General features: G+C 63.7%; 6 protein-coding genes. 2 read left to right on the top strand and 4 right to left on the bottom strand.

Going from position 1 to position 17,543, the window contains the following annotated elements; translation table 11 throughout:
• Nucleotides 1-271 precede the first annotated feature (271 nt).
• A complete protein-coding gene (locus BM019_RS29750) occupies nucleotides 272-1,027 on the bottom strand; it encodes a thioesterase II family protein (RefSeq protein ID WP_009041567.1) in 756 nt (251 codons plus the stop codon).
• Nucleotides 1,028-1,099: 72 nt separating this feature from the next.
• On the bottom strand, nucleotides 1,100-1,792 hold the full coding sequence (locus BM019_RS29745) for a GntR family transcriptional regulator (protein WP_092422566.1): 693 nt from the start codon (nucleotides 1,790-1,792) through the stop codon (nucleotides 1,100-1,102).
• Between the two features lie 276 nt (nucleotides 1,793-2,068).
• Here BM019_RS29745 and lapG point away from each other — a divergent pair, with 276 nt between their 5' ends.
• The gene (gene lapG / locus BM019_RS29740; RefSeq protein WP_007927321.1) at nucleotides 2,069-2,758 is read left to right on the top strand and encodes a cysteine protease LapG; all 690 of its coding nucleotides are present in this window, start codon (nucleotides 2,069-2,071) and stop codon (nucleotides 2,756-2,758) included.
• Nucleotides 2,759-2,772: 14 nt separating this feature from the next.
• Nucleotides 2,773-4,719 carry a cyclic di-GMP receptor LapD gene (gene lapD / locus BM019_RS29735; protein ID WP_092422563.1) on the top strand — a complete coding sequence of 649 codons (1,947 nt, stop codon included), beginning with the start codon at nucleotides 2,773-2,775 and terminating at the stop codon, nucleotides 4,717-4,719.
• Nucleotides 4,720-4,785: 66 nt separating this feature from the next.
• On the opposite strand, the gene BM019_RS29730 is transcribed toward lapD, so the two are convergent.
• Nucleotides 4,786-5,124 (bottom strand): hypothetical protein, encoded by a 339-nt coding sequence (locus tag BM019_RS29730; protein WP_007927325.1) that lies wholly within the window; start codon nucleotides 5,122-5,124, stop codon nucleotides 4,786-4,788.
• 147 nt (nucleotides 5,125-5,271) lie between these two features.
• Entirely contained in the window at nucleotides 5,272-17,313 is a 12,042-nt protein-coding gene (locus BM019_RS29725) for a retention module-containing protein (RefSeq protein WP_092422560.1), read from the bottom strand.
• Between the last annotated feature and the right edge of the window lie 230 nt (nucleotides 17,314-17,543).

The raw sequence follows: 17,543 nt of genomic DNA, 5'->3' as shown, positions 1-17,543 counted from the left end.
AACGCTGAGTGAATGCCTCACTCGAAGCAAACTTCGAAGCGCTGAGTTGAAGTCGTTGAATATCTGGGAGAAGGCATGCGGGAGCCGATCCCGGTCATGCCCTCCAGTCGCTGGGCTCCTTGCGTGGGTCTGCAGATCGACGTGTGCGGACAAGCCTGCGCGCCGCTCACGTCCCTTTTTCAGTCGGCGACAGCAAGAGTGGGCCCAAATCGCCGGCTGAGCCATCGTCGGCGGGCCTGTGAGGGCAGGAGCGGGGGAGGAAGACGGCGGATTATTCGCCGAGCAGGCCCAGGTGGATATTGATGATCTGCAGCAGGCGCTGGCGCTGGGACTTGATGAAAAAGTGATTGCCGGCCACCTCGATCAGCTCGAACTCACGGCGGGTGAACTCGCGCCAGTTGGCCATGTTGCTGGCGGGGGCCAGCGGGTCCTCGCTGCCATAGAAGGCGGTGAGGGGAATGTCGAGGTTGCCGCTCGACAGATCGCGCCAGGATTCGAACAGCTTCAGGTCGGCGCGCAGCAGCGTTTCGTACTGCTTCCGGCTGGCCTGGTCGCGGAGGATTTCGATCGGCGTGGCGCCCAGCGACAGCATGGCTTCCTGGAAGGGCGCCGCGGGCAACATGTGCAGCAACGGCCGGGGCGATGGGTAGTCGGGGCTGCGGCAGGCGGAAATGAACAGGTGGCGGGTCTGGCCGGGGTAGTGCGCCTGGGCGTGCTTGGCGGCTTCGTAGGCCAGCATCCCGCCCAGGCCATGGCCGAACAGGGCGTGGGGCTTGGCCAGCAGAGGGCGCAGTGCAGGGAAGGTGTCGGCCAGCAGCCGCGGCCAGTCATCGAGCGGGGTTTCGGCCTGGCGACTGCCGTGGCCGGGTAGCCGCACCAGCACCAACTCGATGTGTCCGCCCAGCCCGGTGGACCAGTTGCGCAGTTGTTCCGGGTCAGCGCCGGTCTGCGCAAAGCAGATGAGCCGGGTTTTCGCCGGCTCGCCGGAGTTGAGCACTATCAGCCATTTGTCATTGCGCGCGTGCACTGCTTTTCCTTAAGCCGGTGTGCCGGTCATTGAGTGTTGCATCGTGGCTGCGTCATGCCGCCGTTACCGCTGTCAGCCCTCGGCGGTCCGTTCGAGGTAGTCGCGAATGGTCTTCGCGGCCTTTTCCAGATGGCCGCGCAGCACCTCCACCGCCCGCTCGACGTCCTTGGCCTCGGCGGCGTCGGTCATGGCGTTGTGGTCGTCCTGGGTCAACTTGCCCAGGCCCATGGAAGACAGATGGAAGCGCAGGAAACGTTCTTCCTCGTTCAACTCGAGCTCGATCAGGCGCAGTAGCTTCTGGTTCGGCGCCCGGTGGTACAGCGCCATGTGGAACAAGCGGTTGAGACGGCCGATTTCGGCGTGGTCGGTTTCGCTTTCCAGCTGCGCGATGTAGCCGCGGGCCTGGGCGATATCCTCGGCGTCGAGCAGCGGGGTCGACAGGCGCAGCGCCTCCAGTTCCAGCAGCAGGCGCAGGCCGTAGGTTTCCACCGCGTCATAGCCAATCAGTTCGGCGACCACCGCGCCTTTGTGCGGCACCACATGCAACAGCGATTGCGCTTCGAGCTGGCGCAAGGCCTCGCGAACCGGCATGCGGCTGACGCCGAAGAGGTCGGCCAGATCCTGCTGGCGCAGCGCCGTGCCGCTGGGCAGTCGGCCGTCGAGAATCGCCGCGCGCAGGGTTTCCTCGATCACCGAGCGCGCGAGGTGGGCGGGGATCGGCCCGCTGACTGCGATCTTGCTCAAGGGCCTCGGTTTTTCTGTCACGTTAACGCTATCCTGTTTTCTGAGGTTTGGATCCAATGGACGCTAGATAGCGCCCTGCAGCTTGTCAAACCAGCCGTCTGGGCCCTGTCATGGATTTTGCCGGCGCTGATTCTCGGGGCAGCCCTCCTGAGGCTCAAGCACTGGCCGATAAACGAACAGGTCCCTGCTTTCAGCTTAGCGTCTCCAGAGGGGCTGTGATTGTAAGGTGCCATTGTCTTTTGGCGGACCAACCTGCACCATCCTTCGACCCACGACAGCTCCCATGGACTCTTCGCATTGGCGGCACGTTTAGCTCTCTCTCGGACCCTGCGCTGGCTGTTTTCGGCGCTGCTGCTGGCCGGCTTGCTGCTGGGTGGCCTGCAGGCCGATTGGGACTTTTCGCAGATCAGCCGCCGCGCCACGGCGCTGTACGGGCCGCTGGGCGAAGGGCAGAAGCGCATCGATGCCTGGCAGCAGCTGCTGGCGACCCAGAACCAGGCCAGCGAGATGGAACAGCTCAAGGTGGTCAACCTGTTCTTCAACAAGAACATGCGCTACGTGGAAGACATCGACCTGTGGCATCAGGTGGATTATTGGGAAACCCCGGTCGAGGCTCTGTGGAAGGGCGCCGGCGATTGCGAGGACTATGCGATCGCCAAGTATTTCAGCCTGCGCCACCTCGGTGTTTCCAGTGACAAGCTGCGCATCACCTACGTCAAGGCCCTGCGCCAGAACCGCGCGCACATGGTGTTGACCTACTATTCAAGTCCGGAGGCCATGCCGTTGGTCCTCGACAGCCTGATCGACGCCATCCAGCCGGCCAGCCAGCGTACCGACCTGCTGCCGGTGTACGCCTTCAATGCCGAGGGCCTGTGGCTGCCCGGCAAGGGCAGCAAGAAAGTCGGTGACACCAAGCGCCTGTCCCGGTGGCAGGACGTATTGAAGAAAATGCAGGCCGAAGGTTTTCCGGTCGAGACGACTCACTAGGAGCACGAGCTCAGATGTCTTTGTTCAAACAACTGTTGATCGCAATCTGTCTGTTCCTGGTGGTCGCCTTCAGCGGCAGCTTCATGGTCAGCCTGGAAAGTTCGCGCACCCAGTACGTCAACCAGCTGCGTTCCCATGCCCAGGACGCGGCCACGGCGCTGGCCTTGTCCCTGACCCCGAACATCGACGACCCGGCGATGGTCGAGCTGCTGGTCAGCTCGATTTTCGACAGCGGCTACTACTCGAGCATCCGCGTGATCAACCAGGTCACCGAAGAGGTCATGGTCGAGCGCAGCGGCACGCCCGAGGTCAGCGACGTGCCGGACTGGTTCGTCAAGCTGATCGGCCTGGAGCCGGCCGGCGGCGACGCCCTGGTCAGCCGTGGCTGGCAACAGGCGGCGCGGGTCGAAGTGGTCAGCCATCCGATGTTCGCCGTCGCCAAGCTCTGGCAAAGCGCCCTGGGCAGCCTCGGCTGGCTGCTGCTGTGCGGTGCCGTGAGCGCGGTGCTGGGGGCCTTGCTGCTGCGCCGCCAGCTCAAGCCGCTGGACTACATGGTGCAGCAATCCCACGCCATTGCCCGCCGCGAATTCCTCAGCCTGCCCGAGCTGCCGCGCACGCCGGAACTGCGCCGTGTGGTGCAGGCGATGAACCAGATGGTCGAGAAACTCAAGGCGCTGTTCCAGGAACAGGCCGAGCGCAGCGAAAGGCTGCGGGTCGAGTCCTACCAGGACAACCTGACCGGCCTGGCCAACCGTCGTTACTTCGAGATGCAGCTCAATGCCCGGGTGAGCAACCCGGAACAGGCCAGCTCCGGCTACCTGCTGTTGCTGCGGGTCAAGGACCTGGCCGGCCTGAACCAGCGCCTGGGCGGGCAGCGCACCGACCAGCTGCTGCAGGCGGTGGGCGAACAATTGCAGCGTGAATGCGCGCGCTACCCGGAAACCCACAACCTGGTGACCCGCATCCGCGGTGGCGAATTTGCCGTGCTGGCGCCGGGGCTGGTGCGCGAAGAGGCGCTGCAGCTGGCGCAGAACCTGGAAAACGCCTTGGCCAGCCTGCACGCCACCGGCGCCACCGATGTGGCGTCCGTGGCCTCCATCGGCCTGGCGCCCTTCGTCCATGGCGACTCGCCGCAGGCGGTGCTGAGCCTGGGCGACCAGGCCCTGGCCCAGGCCGAAACCCAGGGCGATACGAGCTGGGCCTGCCTTGACCACGACGCGGCGGCCAGCGTCGGCGACGACCATCACGCCTGGCACACCCTGCTGGACGGGGCCTTGAGCCAGCAGCGGTTCGAGCTGTATTTCCAGCCGGTGGTCGCGACCCGCGATACCACGCTGGTGCTGCACTACAAGGTGCTGTCGCGCTTGCTCGACGAGCAGGGCCAGACCATTGCCGCCGGGCGCTTCCTGCCGTGGCTGGAGCGCTTTGGCTGGACCTCGCGCCTGGACCTGCTGATGCTCGAACAGGTGCTCAAGCAGATGGCCGGGCATCAGGATTCGCTGGCATTGAACCTGTCGGCCGCGACCCTGGCCGACCCGCAGGCCTTGAACAAGGTGTTCGAGATCCTGCGCCAGCACTCCAACCTGGGGCCGCGCCTGACCCTGGAGATCGGCGAAGAGCAGTTGCCTGAACAAGCGCTGCTGGAACAACTGACCCGCCGCCTGCGCGAGCTGGGTTTCTCCCTGAGCCTGCAGCGTTTCGGCGGGCGCTTCAGCATGATCGGCAACCTGGCGCGCCTGGGCCTGGCCTACCTGAAGATCGACGGCAGCTACATTCGCGACATCGACCAGGAAAGCGACAAACGCCTGTTTATTGAAGCCATCCAGCGCGCCGCCCACAGCATCGACCTGCCGCTGATTGCCGAGCGCGTGGAAACCGAAGGGGAGTTGCAGGTGATTCGCGAGATGGGCCTGTACGGCGTCCAGGGCCGCCTGTTCGGCGAGCCCGCGCCCTGGCGCTGAGGCGCTGAACGAAGATCGCCGGCCAGCGGCGCCCGCGCAGGTGCGGGAACCGCTGGCCGGCGATTATCAGATCAGGCCGGTTTCGTCGTCGTTGATCAGGTGGCTCAGGCCGCCCAGCGCCTCACGCGCCTGGGTCCGGTCCATCAGCTTGGCCTGGGCCGCCGGTGGCAGGTCGGTGACACGGATCACGCCCTTGCTGGTCAGCACCTGAATCAAGTCGTCGAGTACCCGGATCATTTCCAGGTCGCTCTGCTTGAGTTGTTTCAGGCTGACTTCCACCACCTCGTTGGCGAACCACTGCTGGATCTCATTGTGGTCGGCCGCCAGTGTTTCCGTGGCCTCGGCGTAAGGTGTGGCCTCCACGCGAACCAGTTGGCCCTGTGCATCGCGTTGCACGTAGAACATGGGGAATCCCTCTAGATATGGTCCGGCATCATGCTGTCAGCAGCATAGGCCAACGGCGCGCTTCGGTCGCGAGTATGCGACGTGGCGGCACAATCGTCACGGTGGGAAGAACCGGCCACCCAGGACGGGTGGCCGGTCGACCGTGGATCAGCTGTTGTTGTGATCGATCTTGATGGTCGGGTCGCTACCGGCGATCAGCGAGTTGATGTTGGTGTTGGACCAGTTGTTGCCCTCCAGCTTGATCGTCACGTCCGCGTTGGCGATGCCGCCGGCCGCGTTGAGCTTGCCTTCGGAACTGACCTGCAGGGTCGAGGTACCGTCCACCGTGGTGATCTTCAGGAAGTTGTCGATGGTGCTGGCGCTCTCGCCCTGCAACAGGTCCCGCAGGTCGATACGGTCGCCTTCGCTGGCCTTGAAGTCCTTGATCACGTCGTTGCCGGTGTCGCCGGCCTTCCAGACGAAGGTGTCGGCACCCGAGCCGCCGATCAGGATGTCATTGCCCGCGCCACCGATCAGCGTGTCGTTGCCGGTACCGCCCAACAGGATGTCGTTGCCCTTGCCACCGTCGAGCAGGTCGTTGCCGCCCTGGCCGAAGATGATGTCGTTGCCGGCGCCGCCCAGCAGCGTGTCATTGCCGTCATGGGCCCCGGAGACATCGAAATCGGTGTAGTGCTCGGTGATGTACTGGTGCACGTTGCTGGTGGTGACGCTGCTCGCGGCCACGCCGGTCTTCTGCGCCACGAAGGCCTGCATGGCCTGGTAGCCCTCGCCGGCGATGCCGTTGAAGCTCACCAGGTCGCCGAACAGGATGTCGTTGCCGTTGCCGCCGTTGACCGTGTCGGCGCCCGGCATGGTCGCTTCGGTATGGCCAAGGATGGCGTCAGCCAGGTTCGACGGGTCGATATTGGTCTGTGGGGTGCTGTCGGTGTCGTACGGCCGCAGGTCGTTGAGGCTGACATCGTTGTTCAGGCCGATCGCTTCCACCTGCGACAGGTTGCTCAGCAGGGTGAAGCTGCTGCTGGAGTTGGTGGTGGTGGCGTTGTTGGTGTAGCTGCCCGCGCCGGCCAGGCCGGACAGTTCATAGGTGCCATCGCCCTGGGCATGCAGGGTGCCAGCGTTGTAACTGGACCAGCTGCCCCAGGCCTGCGTCCATACCGTAACGCTGCCGCTGCTATTGATATCGATCAGGTGCGTGCTGTCCGGTTGCAGCCGGACGGTATCGCCCAGCTGATAGTTGCTGGTCGTGATCACGTTATCGAGCCTGACGCTGCCGTACAGGATCGGGTTGGTCTGCTCGCCGGTCTGGTAGAACGTCGGTTTGCCGTCGGTGATGAAGTACGTCAGGTTGGTGGCGTTGGTATTGCTGGTGGCCGCGCTGCTCTGGAAGAAGTTGGCCGTGGTCTTGAACACGTCCTCATAGTTGGTGCCGCCGCCGGACGCCATGCTGTCCAGAATTGCCTTGAGCTGGGTCAGGGCGTTCGGATCGTTGAGGTTGACCGAAACCTGCTTGTTGACCTGGGTATCGAAGTCCGCCAGGAAGACGTTCACGGTGCCCGAGGTGCTGCTGCCCAGGCTGTTTTTCAGGGTGTTGAACACCGTGGTCAGTGAGTTCTTGGCGGCAGTGAGCGAGGCGTCGCTCATGCTGCCCGAGCTGTCGACCATGAACGCGATGTTGTAGTTCTTGCCTTGCACCACGTTCAGGCCGGCGACGTCGGCGACCATGATGTCGTTGCCCTCGGTGCCGACGAAGTTGTCGTCGCCCGCCGTGGCGACGCTGGCGCTGTAGGTGGCCGGGTACACCGTGACCGGGATCTGCGCGGTGCTGCTGGCCGAGCCGCCCAGGGACTCGGTGGAGGTCGAGGTCACGGTCAGGTTGAACGAGCCGTTGTAGTGCGACGGCGGGGTCAGGGTCAGGGTACCCAGGTTCCAGCCGGTGACATTGACTTCGCTGACGCTGCCGCCCGCGGTGAAGGTATGACCGGCGCCATCGCTGAGCACCGAGCCGGCCGGAATGCCGCCGATCTTCACGCTCAGGCTTTCCGAGCCGTCGGTATCGGTCAGGGCGGTGGTGATCTTCGACAGCTTGACGCTGCCACCTTCGGCACCCTCGTTGAGCTTGTAGCCGTCGTAGTAGCCCTCGCCGTTGCTGCCGTGCAGCTCGGAAAGGGTGACGCCGGCATTGTTCAGCGCGGTTTCGCTCGGGTACATCGGGATGTTGGCGTTGCTCAAGTCGACCGGTGTGCTGCCATTGACCGACAGGTTGACGTCATAGCTGCCCGGGCCGCTCTGGTTGGCGTGGTAGATGTCCAGGGTGTAGTAGCCGCTGGTGGTCGGGGTGAACGAACCGCTGATGCTGCCACCGGCCCCCCAGGTCGCGGTGGCCACGTTCTTGCCGCCGATGGTGATCAGCAGGCTGTCGTCGCCGACACCGCTGAAGCTGTAGGTCTTGCCGGCTTCGAGGTAGATCAGGCCGGAGGTTTTCGAGCCGCTGCCGCCGGTCACGCTGGCGTCGGACTGGGCATTGGTCACCGTCGTGCTGCTGGTCGGGTTGCCGGAGTTGTTGAACACGTTTTTCAGCGCATCGCCGGTGATGCCGCTGCCGTTGGTGCCCAGGCCGCTGAGGCTGCTCCAGGACTCCTTGAGCAGGCCGATGGAGTTCACGCTGTTGCTCGCCACGCCCAGGGTCGGCGCATCGGCCACCGGGGTGATGTCGATCTTCACGGTGCCGGTGGTGCCCAGGGCCTGGCCGTCGGTTGGCTGGAACTTGATCTGCGCGTAGTCGGCCTGCTGGTTGCCGACGCCGCTGCCGTTGTAGCCGTCGACACCCGACTCGTTGGCATCCGGGGTGAAGCGCAGCTTGCCGGCGTCGATATCGGCCTTGCTGAAGGTCTGGTTGCTGGCCACGTCCTTCCAGGTCGAGCCGTCGAGGTATTGCAGCTTGCCGTCGCCCGGCAGCTGGGTGATTTTCACCCCGAGGCTGGCCGCAGGGCTGTCCACATCGCTGACGCCGAAGGTGGCCCAGGTCAGGGTCAGGGCGGTGTCTTCGGTGCCGGTCACGGCGCCGCCGGTGGCCACTGGCGCGTCGTTCACCGCCACCACGTTGACCGTGGTGGTGGCGACGTTGGAGTAGTTGCTGCCATCGGTCACCGTCACGGTGATGGTCCGCGGCGTGGTACTTGGGTCCTCACTGTTGTTGGTGAAGGTGATGTTCTTGATCTGCTGCATGTAGTCGGCCAGCGTCGCATTGCCGGACAGGGTCAGGGTGATGGTGCCCGCCTGGCTGTTGGCATTGATGCTGATGCCGTTGACGCTGTTGCCCAGGTTCAGCTCATCGCCCGGCTGACGGTTGGTCAGCACGATGGTGGCGCCGGTCAGCATCGTGCTGTCCGGGTCGGTGATCGACAGGTCGGTATCGCCAATGGACACGCCTGGGCCGCTGGTGCCTTCGGTGAAGGTCACCTTGTAGTCGGCCCCGGTGGCGCCGCTGGAGTTGTTGGCATCCAGGTCGAGGACCGGTGGCGCATCGTTGTCGATGATCGAAGTGGTGACGCTGCCATTGGTGCCGCTGACTACCAGGCTCTCGAAGTTGCCGCCGGTGGCCGAGTCGATCTTGACCACGAAGTTTTCCGTGCCCTCGGTGATCTTGTCGTCGAGGGTGGCGACGTTGAAGCTGGCGCTGCTGGAGCCCGCCGGGATCTTCACGGTGTACACGCCGGTGAAGTCCGAGCCGTCGGTGGCGGTGCCGCTGTAGCTGATCTTCAGGGTGACCTCGGTTTGCGCCGGGCTGGTCAGGCTGACGGTGTAGGTCGCGGCCTGGCCTTCGGTGACCGAGGTGCTGCCGTTGATGCTCGCCGTGGTCGTATTGATGGTGTCGGTGACGCTGGTCACGGCCGGCGTGGTGCTGGGCACCAGGTTCTCGAAGTTGCCACCGGTGGTGCTGGCGATACTGGCGCTGACGCTGCCGGCGTCGATGTACACATCGTCGCTCGGCGCGGCCACGGTCACGCTGCCGGTGGTGGCGCCGGCGGCGATGTTGATCACCGCGCCGTTGCTCAGGGTCACGGTCATGGCCGTGCCGGCGGCGTTGGTCAGGGTCGCGGTGTAGACGATCGAGCCGCCTTCGGCCACGGTGCTGGTGGCGCTGAGGGTCAGGTTGGTGGTGTCCAGGGTATCGGTGACTGTGGTGTTGGCCGGATTGCTGTCGACTGCCAGTTTTTCGTAGTTGCCGCCAGTGGCGTTGGTGATGGCGGTGCTCAGGGAGCTGCCGCCCGCCAAGGCATCGTTAGGCGCCACGAAGTTCACGGTACCGCTGCTGGCGCCGACCGGGATGGTGATGGTCTGGCCATTGGACAGGGTGACCACGACTGGCGAGCCAGTCACCGGAGCGGTCACGGACGCGGTGTAAACCACGGTGCCGCCTTCGGCCACGTTCGAGGTCGCGGTGAGGCTGACGGTCGAGGTGTCGATGGTGTCGGTAACGTTAGTCACAGCCGGCGTAGTGCTCGGCACCAGATTTTCGAAATTGCCGCCGGTGGCGGTCTGGATGGTGGCTTGCACGGTGCCGGCATCTTTGTAGACGTCGTCGCTCGGCGCGGCCACGGTCACGCTGCCGGTGGTAGCGCCGGCCGCGATGTTGATTACCGCGCCGTTGCTCAGGGTCACGGTCACCGGAGTGCCGGCGGCGTTGGTCAGGGTCGCGGTGTAGACGATCGAGCCACCCTCGGCCACGGTGTTGGTGGCGCTGAGGGTCAGATTGGTGGTGTCCGGAGTATCGGTGACTGTGGTGTTGGCCGGATTGCTGTCGACTGCCAGCTTCTCGTAGTTGCCACCGGTGGCGTTGGTGATGGTGGTGCTCAGGGAGCTGCCACCGGCCAGGGCATCGTTAGGCGCCACGAAGTTCACGGTACCACTGCTGGCGCCGACCGGGATGGTGATGGTCTGGCCGTTGGACAGGGTGACCACGACTGGCGAGCCGGTGACCGGAGCGGTAACCGACGCGGTGTAAACCACGGTACCGCCTTCGGCCACATTCGAGGTCGCGGTGAGGCTGACGGTCGAGGTGTCGATGGTATCGGTGACGTTGGTGACCGCAGGCGTGGTGCTCGGTACCAGATTCTCGAAGTTGCCGCCGGTGGCGGTCTGGATGGTGGCTTGCACGGTGCCTGCGTCTTTGTAGACGTCGTCGCTCGGCGCGGCCACGGTTACGCTGCCAGTGGTGGCGCCGGCGGCGATGGTGATCACCGCGCCATTGCTCAGAGTCACGGTCACAGGCGTGCCCGCGGCGTTGGTCAGGGTCGCGGTGTAAACGATCGAACCGCCTTCAGCGACAGTGTCAGTCGCTGTCAGGCTCAGATTGGTGGTATCCGGGGTATCGGTAACCGAAGTCTCGGCAGGCTTGCTGTCGACATCGAGTTTTTCGTAGTTACCGCCCGTTGCACCGGTGATCGTGGTGCTCAGGGAACTACCACCTGCCAGGGCATCGTTTGGTGCGGTGAAGTTCACGGTGCCGGACGACTCACCCACCGGAATGGTAATGGTCTGGCCATTCGACAGGGTTACGACTACAGGCGAGCCAGTCACTGGAGCGGTGACCGATGCGGTGTAGACCACGACGCCGCCTTCGGCCACGGACGGCGTGGCCGTCAGGGAAACGGTGCTGGTGTCGATGGTGTCGGTGACATTGGTCACCGCCGGTGCAGTACTCGGCACCAGGTTTTCGAAATTGCCGCCGGTGGCGGTCTGGATCGTGGCTTGCACGGTACCGGCGTCTTTGTAGACGTCATCGGCTGGAGCGGCCACGGTCACGGTGCCCGTGGTGGCGCCCGCTGCGATGGTAATCACCGCGCCATTCGACAATGTCACGGTTACCGGCGTGCCCGCTGCGTTGGTCAGTGTCGCGGTATAAACAATCGAGCCGCCTTCTGCCACGGTATCGGTTGCTGTCAGGCTGAGCGTGGTCGTGTCCGGGGTATCGGTAACCGAGGTTTCGGCAGGTTTGCTATCAATGTCCAGCTTCTCGTAATTACCACCGGTAGCTTCCTTGATGGTGGTGCTCAGAGAGCTGCCGCCCGCCAGTGCGTCGTTAGGCGCGACGAAATTCACGGTACCGCTGCTGGCGCCGACCGGGATGGTGATGGTTTGTCCATTCGACAGGGTCACCACGACTGACGAGCCGGTCACTGGCGCAGTCACGGACGCGGTGTAAACGACAACGCCCCCTTCAGCAACACTAGGCGTCGCGGTCAGGCTGACAGTCGACGTATCGATGGTGTCAGTGACGTCAGTCACAGCCGGAGTAGTGCTCGGAACGAGATTCTCGAAGTTGCCGCCAGCAGTCTCTTTGATGCTGACTTCGACTTTGCCAGCGTCTTTGTAAACGTCATCTGCAGGGGCGGCGACGGTGACAGAACCGGTAGTAGCACCGGCAGCGATAGTAATCACGGCGCCGTTGCTCAAGGTCACAGTCACAGGTGTGCCCGCGGCGTTAGTCAAGGTGGCCGTATAAACGATCGAACCACCTTCGGCGACGGTGTCTGTGGCGCTCAAGGTCAGGTTGGTGGTGTCCGGCGTGTCGGTAACCGAGGTTTCAGCCGGTTTGCTGTCGACATCCAACTTCTCGTAGTTGCCACCGGTAGCGCCAGTAATTGTGGCGCTCAGGGAGCTGCCACCCGCCAGGGCATCGTTCGGTGCGGTGAAGTTCACGGTGCCGGAAGATTCGCCGACCGGGATGGTGATGGTTTGTCCGTTGGACAGGGTCACGACTACAGGCGAGCCAGTCACTGGTGCTGTCACGGAGGCGGTATAAACCACGGTGCCGCCTTCTGCCACGGACGGAGTAGCGGTCAACGAAACAGTCGACGTATCGATGGTATCGGTGACATCAGTGACGGCAGGTGTGGTGCTCGGCACCAGGTTCTCGAAGTTGCCACCTGTGGTGTCCTTGATGGTCGCTTCGACCTTGCCGGCATCCTTGTACACATCATCAGCTGGAGCCGCGACAGTGACGGAGCCTGTGGTCGCACCCGCTGCGATGGTGATGATCGCTCCATTGCTCAGAGTCACGGTCACAGGTGTGCCCGCGGCATTGGTGAGGGTCGCGGTGTAAACAATGGACCCACCCTCGGCGACGGTATCGGTCGCAGTCAGGCTGAGGGTAGTGGTATCCGGAGTATCGGTGACCGAAGTGTCGGCAGGCTTGCTGTCGACATCCAGTTTTTCGTAATTGCCGCCAGTAGCGCTTGTGATGGTGGTGCTCAGGGAGCTGCCGCCCGCCAGCGGGCTGTTCGGGGCAACGAAGTTCACCGACCCGCTGCTTTCGCCGACCGGGATGGTAATGGTCTGGCCGTTCGACAGCGTTACGACCACTGGCGAGCCGGTCACTGGAGCAGTAACCGACGCGGTGTAGACCACGGTTTCGCCTTCGGCGACAGTCGCGGTTGCGGTCAGGCTGACAGTCGACGTATCGATGGTATCGGTCACATCGGTGACGGCAGGCGTGGTGCTTGGCACCAGGTTTTCAAAGTTGCCGCCGATAGCGTCCTTAATGCTCACCTCAACCTTGCCGGCGTCCTTGTACACATCGTCCGCAGGGGCCGCGACGGTGACAGAACCGGTGGTGGCACCGGCGGCAATATTGATTACGGCACCGTTCGACAAGGTCACGGTTACCGGAGTGCCCGCTGCGTTGGTCAGAGTGGCGGTGTAAACAATCGAACCACCCTCAGCCACAGTGTCGGTCGCGCTGAGGGTCAGGTTGGTGGTGTCTGGTGTGTCGGTCACCGAGGTGTCGGCAGGCTTGCTGTCGACATCGAGTTTTTCGTAGTTACCGCCCGTTGCACCGGTAATGGTGGTGCTCAAGGAGCTACCGCCAGCCAATGCATCGTTTGGCGCGGTGAAGTTCACGGTGCCGGACGACTCACCCACTGGAATGGTGATGGTTTGTCCGTTGGACAGGGTCACCACGACTGGTGAGCCGGTCACCGGCGCGGTCACGGAGGCGGTATAAACCACGGTGCCGCCTTCGGCCACGGATGGAGTGGCTGTCAGCGAAACAGTGCTGGTGTCGATGGTGTCAGTGACATCGGTGACCGCTGGGGTGGTGCTCGGCACCAGGTTCTCGAAGTTGCCGCCCGTAGCATCCTTGATGCTGACTTCAACCTTACCAGCGTCTTTGTAGACGTCATCGGCTGGAGCAGCCACGGTTACGGTGCCCGTGGTGGCGCCGGCGGCGATGGTGATTACCGCGCCATTGCTCAACGTGACCGTCACAGGTGTGCCGGCGGCATTGGTGAGGGTCGCGGTGTAAACGATCGAACCACCCTCGGCCACGATGTCGGTAGCGCTGAGGGTCAGGCTGGTGGTGTCCGGGGTATCGGTAACCGAAGTCTCGGCAGGCTTACCGTCGACATCCAGTTTTTCATAGTTGCCACCGGTTGCACCGGTAATGGTGGTGCTCAGGGAGCTACCCCCGGCCAGGGCATCGTTTGGCGCGGTGAAGTTCACAGTGCCGGACGATTCGCCTACCGGAATAGTGATGGTCTGGCCGTTGGACAACGTGACAACCACTGGCGAACCAGTGACTGGCGCAGTCACGGAGGCGGTATAAACCACGGTGCCGCCTTCGGCCACGGATGGAGTCGCGGTCAGGCTGACGGTCGAAGTGTCGATGGTGTCAGTGACGTCGGTGACAGCTGGGGTGGTGCTCGGAACCAGGTTCTCGAAGTTGCCGCCCGTAGCATCCTTGATGCTGACTTCAACCTTGCCAGCGTCTTTGTAGACGTCATCGGCTGGAGCAGCCACGGTCAAGGAGCCCGTCGTAGCGCCGGCGGCAATAGTAATCACTGCACCGTTCGACAAAGTCACGGTTACAGGCGTGCCAGCGGCATTGGTCAGAGTGGCGGTGTAAACGATTGAACCACCCTCGGCCACGGTGTCGGTAGCGCTGAGGGTCAGGCTGGTGGTGTCCGGGGTATCGGTAACCGAAGTCTCGGCAGGCTTGCCGTCGACGTCCAGTTTCTCGTAATTACCGCCGGTGGCGCCAGTGATGGTGGTGCTCAGAGAGCTGCCGCCAGCGAGAGCATCGTTTGGCGCCGTGAAGTTCACGGTACCGGACGATTCGCCGACCGGGATGGTGATGGTCTGGCCATTCGACAGAGTGACAACGACAGGCGAACCAGTGACCGGAGCCGTTACGGAAGCGGTGTAAACGACAACGCCACCTTCAGCAACGCTAGGCGTCGCGGTCAGGCTGACGGTCGACGTATCGATGGTGTCAGTGACATCAGTCACGGCCGGGGTAGTGCTCGGAACCAGGTTCTCGAAATTACCGCCAGCAGTCTCTTTGATGCTGACTTCGACTTTGCCAGCATCCTTGTACACATCGTCCGCTGGAGCGGCGACGGTGACAGAACCGGTAGTGGCGCCGGCGGCGATGGTAATCACCGCGCCGTTGCTCAAGGTCACGGTCACCGGAGTACCGGCAGCGTTAGTCAGGGTAGCGGTATAAACAATCGAACCACCCTCGGCCACGGTGTCGGTCGCGCTGAGGCTCAGATTGGTAGTGTCCGGGGTGTCGGTAACCGAGGTCTCGGCAGGCTTGCCGTCGACGTCCAGCTTCTCGTAGTTGCCTCCAGTCGCACCAGTGATGGTGGCGCTCAGGGAGCTGCCGCCGGACAGGGCATCGTTAGGTGCCGTGATATTGACGGTGCCTGAGGACTCGCCGACCGGAATGGTGATGGTCTGGCCATTCGACAGAGTGACAACGACAGGCGAGCCAGTCACTGGAGCGGTGACCGACGCGGTGTACACCACGGTGCCGCCTTCAGCCACGGACGGCGTCGCGGTCAGCGAAACAGTTGAGGTATCGATGGTGTCGGTGATGTCCGTCACCGCAGGCGTGGTGCTCGGCACCAGGTTTTCAAAGTTGCCACCCGTGGCGTCCTGGATAGTCGCTTCGACCTTGCCGGCGTCCTTGTAGACGTCATCGGCGGGCGCAGCAACGCTCACGGAACCTGTGGTCGCGCCGGCGGCGATGGTGATCACCGCGCCGTTGCTCAGGGTCACGGTGACCGGCGTGCCGGCCGGGTTGGTCAGGGTGGCGGTGTAGACAATCGAGCCGCCTTCGGCGACCGAACCACTGGCCGACAGGCTCAGGCCGGTGTCGTCCACGGAGTCGGTGATGGTGGTCTGCGCCGGCGTGGTGTCGGGCGTCAGTTGTTCGAAGTTGCCACCGGTGGCGCCGGTAATGCTGGTGCTGACCGTGCTGCCGTTGTTGTAGACGTCATTGGCGGGGGTATCGACCACGACGGTGCCGACGGTCTTGCCGGCCTCGATGACGATGGTCGAGCCGTTGGACAGGGTCACGGTAACCGGGGTCTGCGCCGGGTTGGTCAGGGTCGCGGTGTAGGTGATCTGGCCGCCTTCCACAACGCTGCCGGTAGCGGTCAGGCTCAGGCCGGTGTTGTCCACCGAGTCGGTGATGGTGGTCTGTGCCGGCGTGGTGCTCGGCACCAGGTTCTCGAAGTTGCCGCCGGTGGCGCCGGTAATGCTGGTGCTGACCGTACTGCCGTTGTTGTAGACGTCGTTGGCCGGGGTATCGACCACCACGGTACCAGTGGTTTTACCGGCGTCGATGGTGATGGTCGAACCATTGGACAGGGTCACGGTGACCGGCGTCTGCGCCGGGTTGGTCAGGGTCGCGGTATAGGTGATCTGGCCACCTTCGACGACGGTGCCGGTGGCCGACAGGGTCAGGCCGGTGGCGTCCGGCGAGTCGGTGATGGTGGTCACCGCCGGCGTGGTGCTTGGCACCAGGTTCTCGAAGTTGCCGCCAGTGGTGCCGGTAATGCTGGTGCTGACCGTGCTGCCGTTGTTGTAGACGTCGTTGGCCGGGGTATCGACCACCACGGTGCCGACGGTCCGGCCGGCTTCGATGGTGATGATCGAGCCGTTGGACAGGGTCACGGTGACCGGCGTCTGCGCCGGGTTGGTCAGGGTTGCGGTGTAGGTGATTTGGCCGCCTTCGACGACGGTGCCGTTGGCGGTCAGGGTCAGGCCGGTGGTGTCCGGCGAGTCGGTGATGGTGGTCACCGCCGGCGTCGGGTTCGGTACCAGATTCTCGAAGTTGCCGCCGGTAGTCCCGGTAATGCTGGTGCTGACCGTGCTGCCATTGTTGTAGACATCGTTCGGCGGGGTGTCGACCACCACGGTGCCGACGGTCTGGCCGGCGTCGATGGTGATGGTCGAGCCATTGGACAGGGTCACGGTGACCGGGGTCTGTGCCGGGTTGGTCAGGGTCGCGGTGTAGGTGATCTGGCCACCCTCGGTCACGCTGGAGCCCGCGGTCAGGGTCACGGTGGTGGTGTCCACGGTGTCCGTGACCTGGGTGACGGCTGGCGTCGGGTCGACGGTCACGACCAGGCCACCGCCGCCGGTGATGCCGGTGACGCCCACGCTGATCTCTTTCGGGTCGTTGTAGACGGTGTCGTTCGGTGCCAGCGGCACATTGACGGTGCCGGTCAGTTGCCCGGCCGGAATCACGATCACCGAACCGTTGGACAGGGTGATGGTCAGGCCGGTCAGCGGCGCCTGGGTCAGCGTGGCGGTGTACACCAGCACGCCGCCGGCTTCGGTAATGGTCGGGGTTGCGCTCAGGCTCAGGGTCGAATCGCGCAGGATCTCGGTGGTAGTGCTGCTGTCATTGGTGGTCAGCGCACCGGTGGTGTCTTGCGCCGCGGCTCCCGCCGCGCCGAGGCCTGCGGTCGGGAAGCCGATGGTCGGGTCGACCCGGCCTGCCGTGGCGTCGAGCATCACGAAGCTGTGGCCGCCGCCCGCAGCGCCGCCGGTACCCGCGGCGGTCGGGCCGGCCGCGGTGGCTTCCAGCTCGGTAGTCGGGTCCGCGCCGGCGACGATTGCCTGCTGCAGCTCAGCGACCGACGGCGCGGCTTGCTCGGCGGCCTCGGCCAGGTCGGTGCTGGAGTCCGGAGCGCTGCCGCTCCATTGCGTCTCACGGCCCAGGTCCAGGGTCCGGCCATCGGCCAGTTCCAGGCTGACGGCGCCCGCCAGGCCGGTATCGACCTGGTCGCCTACATACAGGCGATCACCCTCAACGAGTACGCGGCGAACCCCTTCCGGGGATACGACGAAAACTTGGCCAACAATGCTTTTGACGGTAGCAACAACACTGCTCATTGAGGATTCTCCGGGGGGTACCGTTCAGTAGACTTCCATGTTCCTGACGGGCATACGCCGACGCAGTCTGGACGTTCTTCAGAGTGTAGAAACACGTGATTTTGACGCGGATATTTGTCAATAAATTGGCTATATTTTTTTGCTATTAACCATATGCCAAACTATTGACCTTCTGAGTGTCATCCTAAACAATCGTCAAGGTAATGTCACATTGATATTCATGCGGCGAC

It is taken from the genome of Pseudomonas sp. NFPP07, from assembly GCF_900115645.1.
Lineage (GTDB): Bacteria > Pseudomonadota > Gammaproteobacteria > Pseudomonadales > Pseudomonadaceae > Aquipseudomonas > Aquipseudomonas chlororaphis.
Note: the sequence above shows the minus strand (reverse complement) of the source record. Positions and strands in the feature narration are given on the sequence as shown.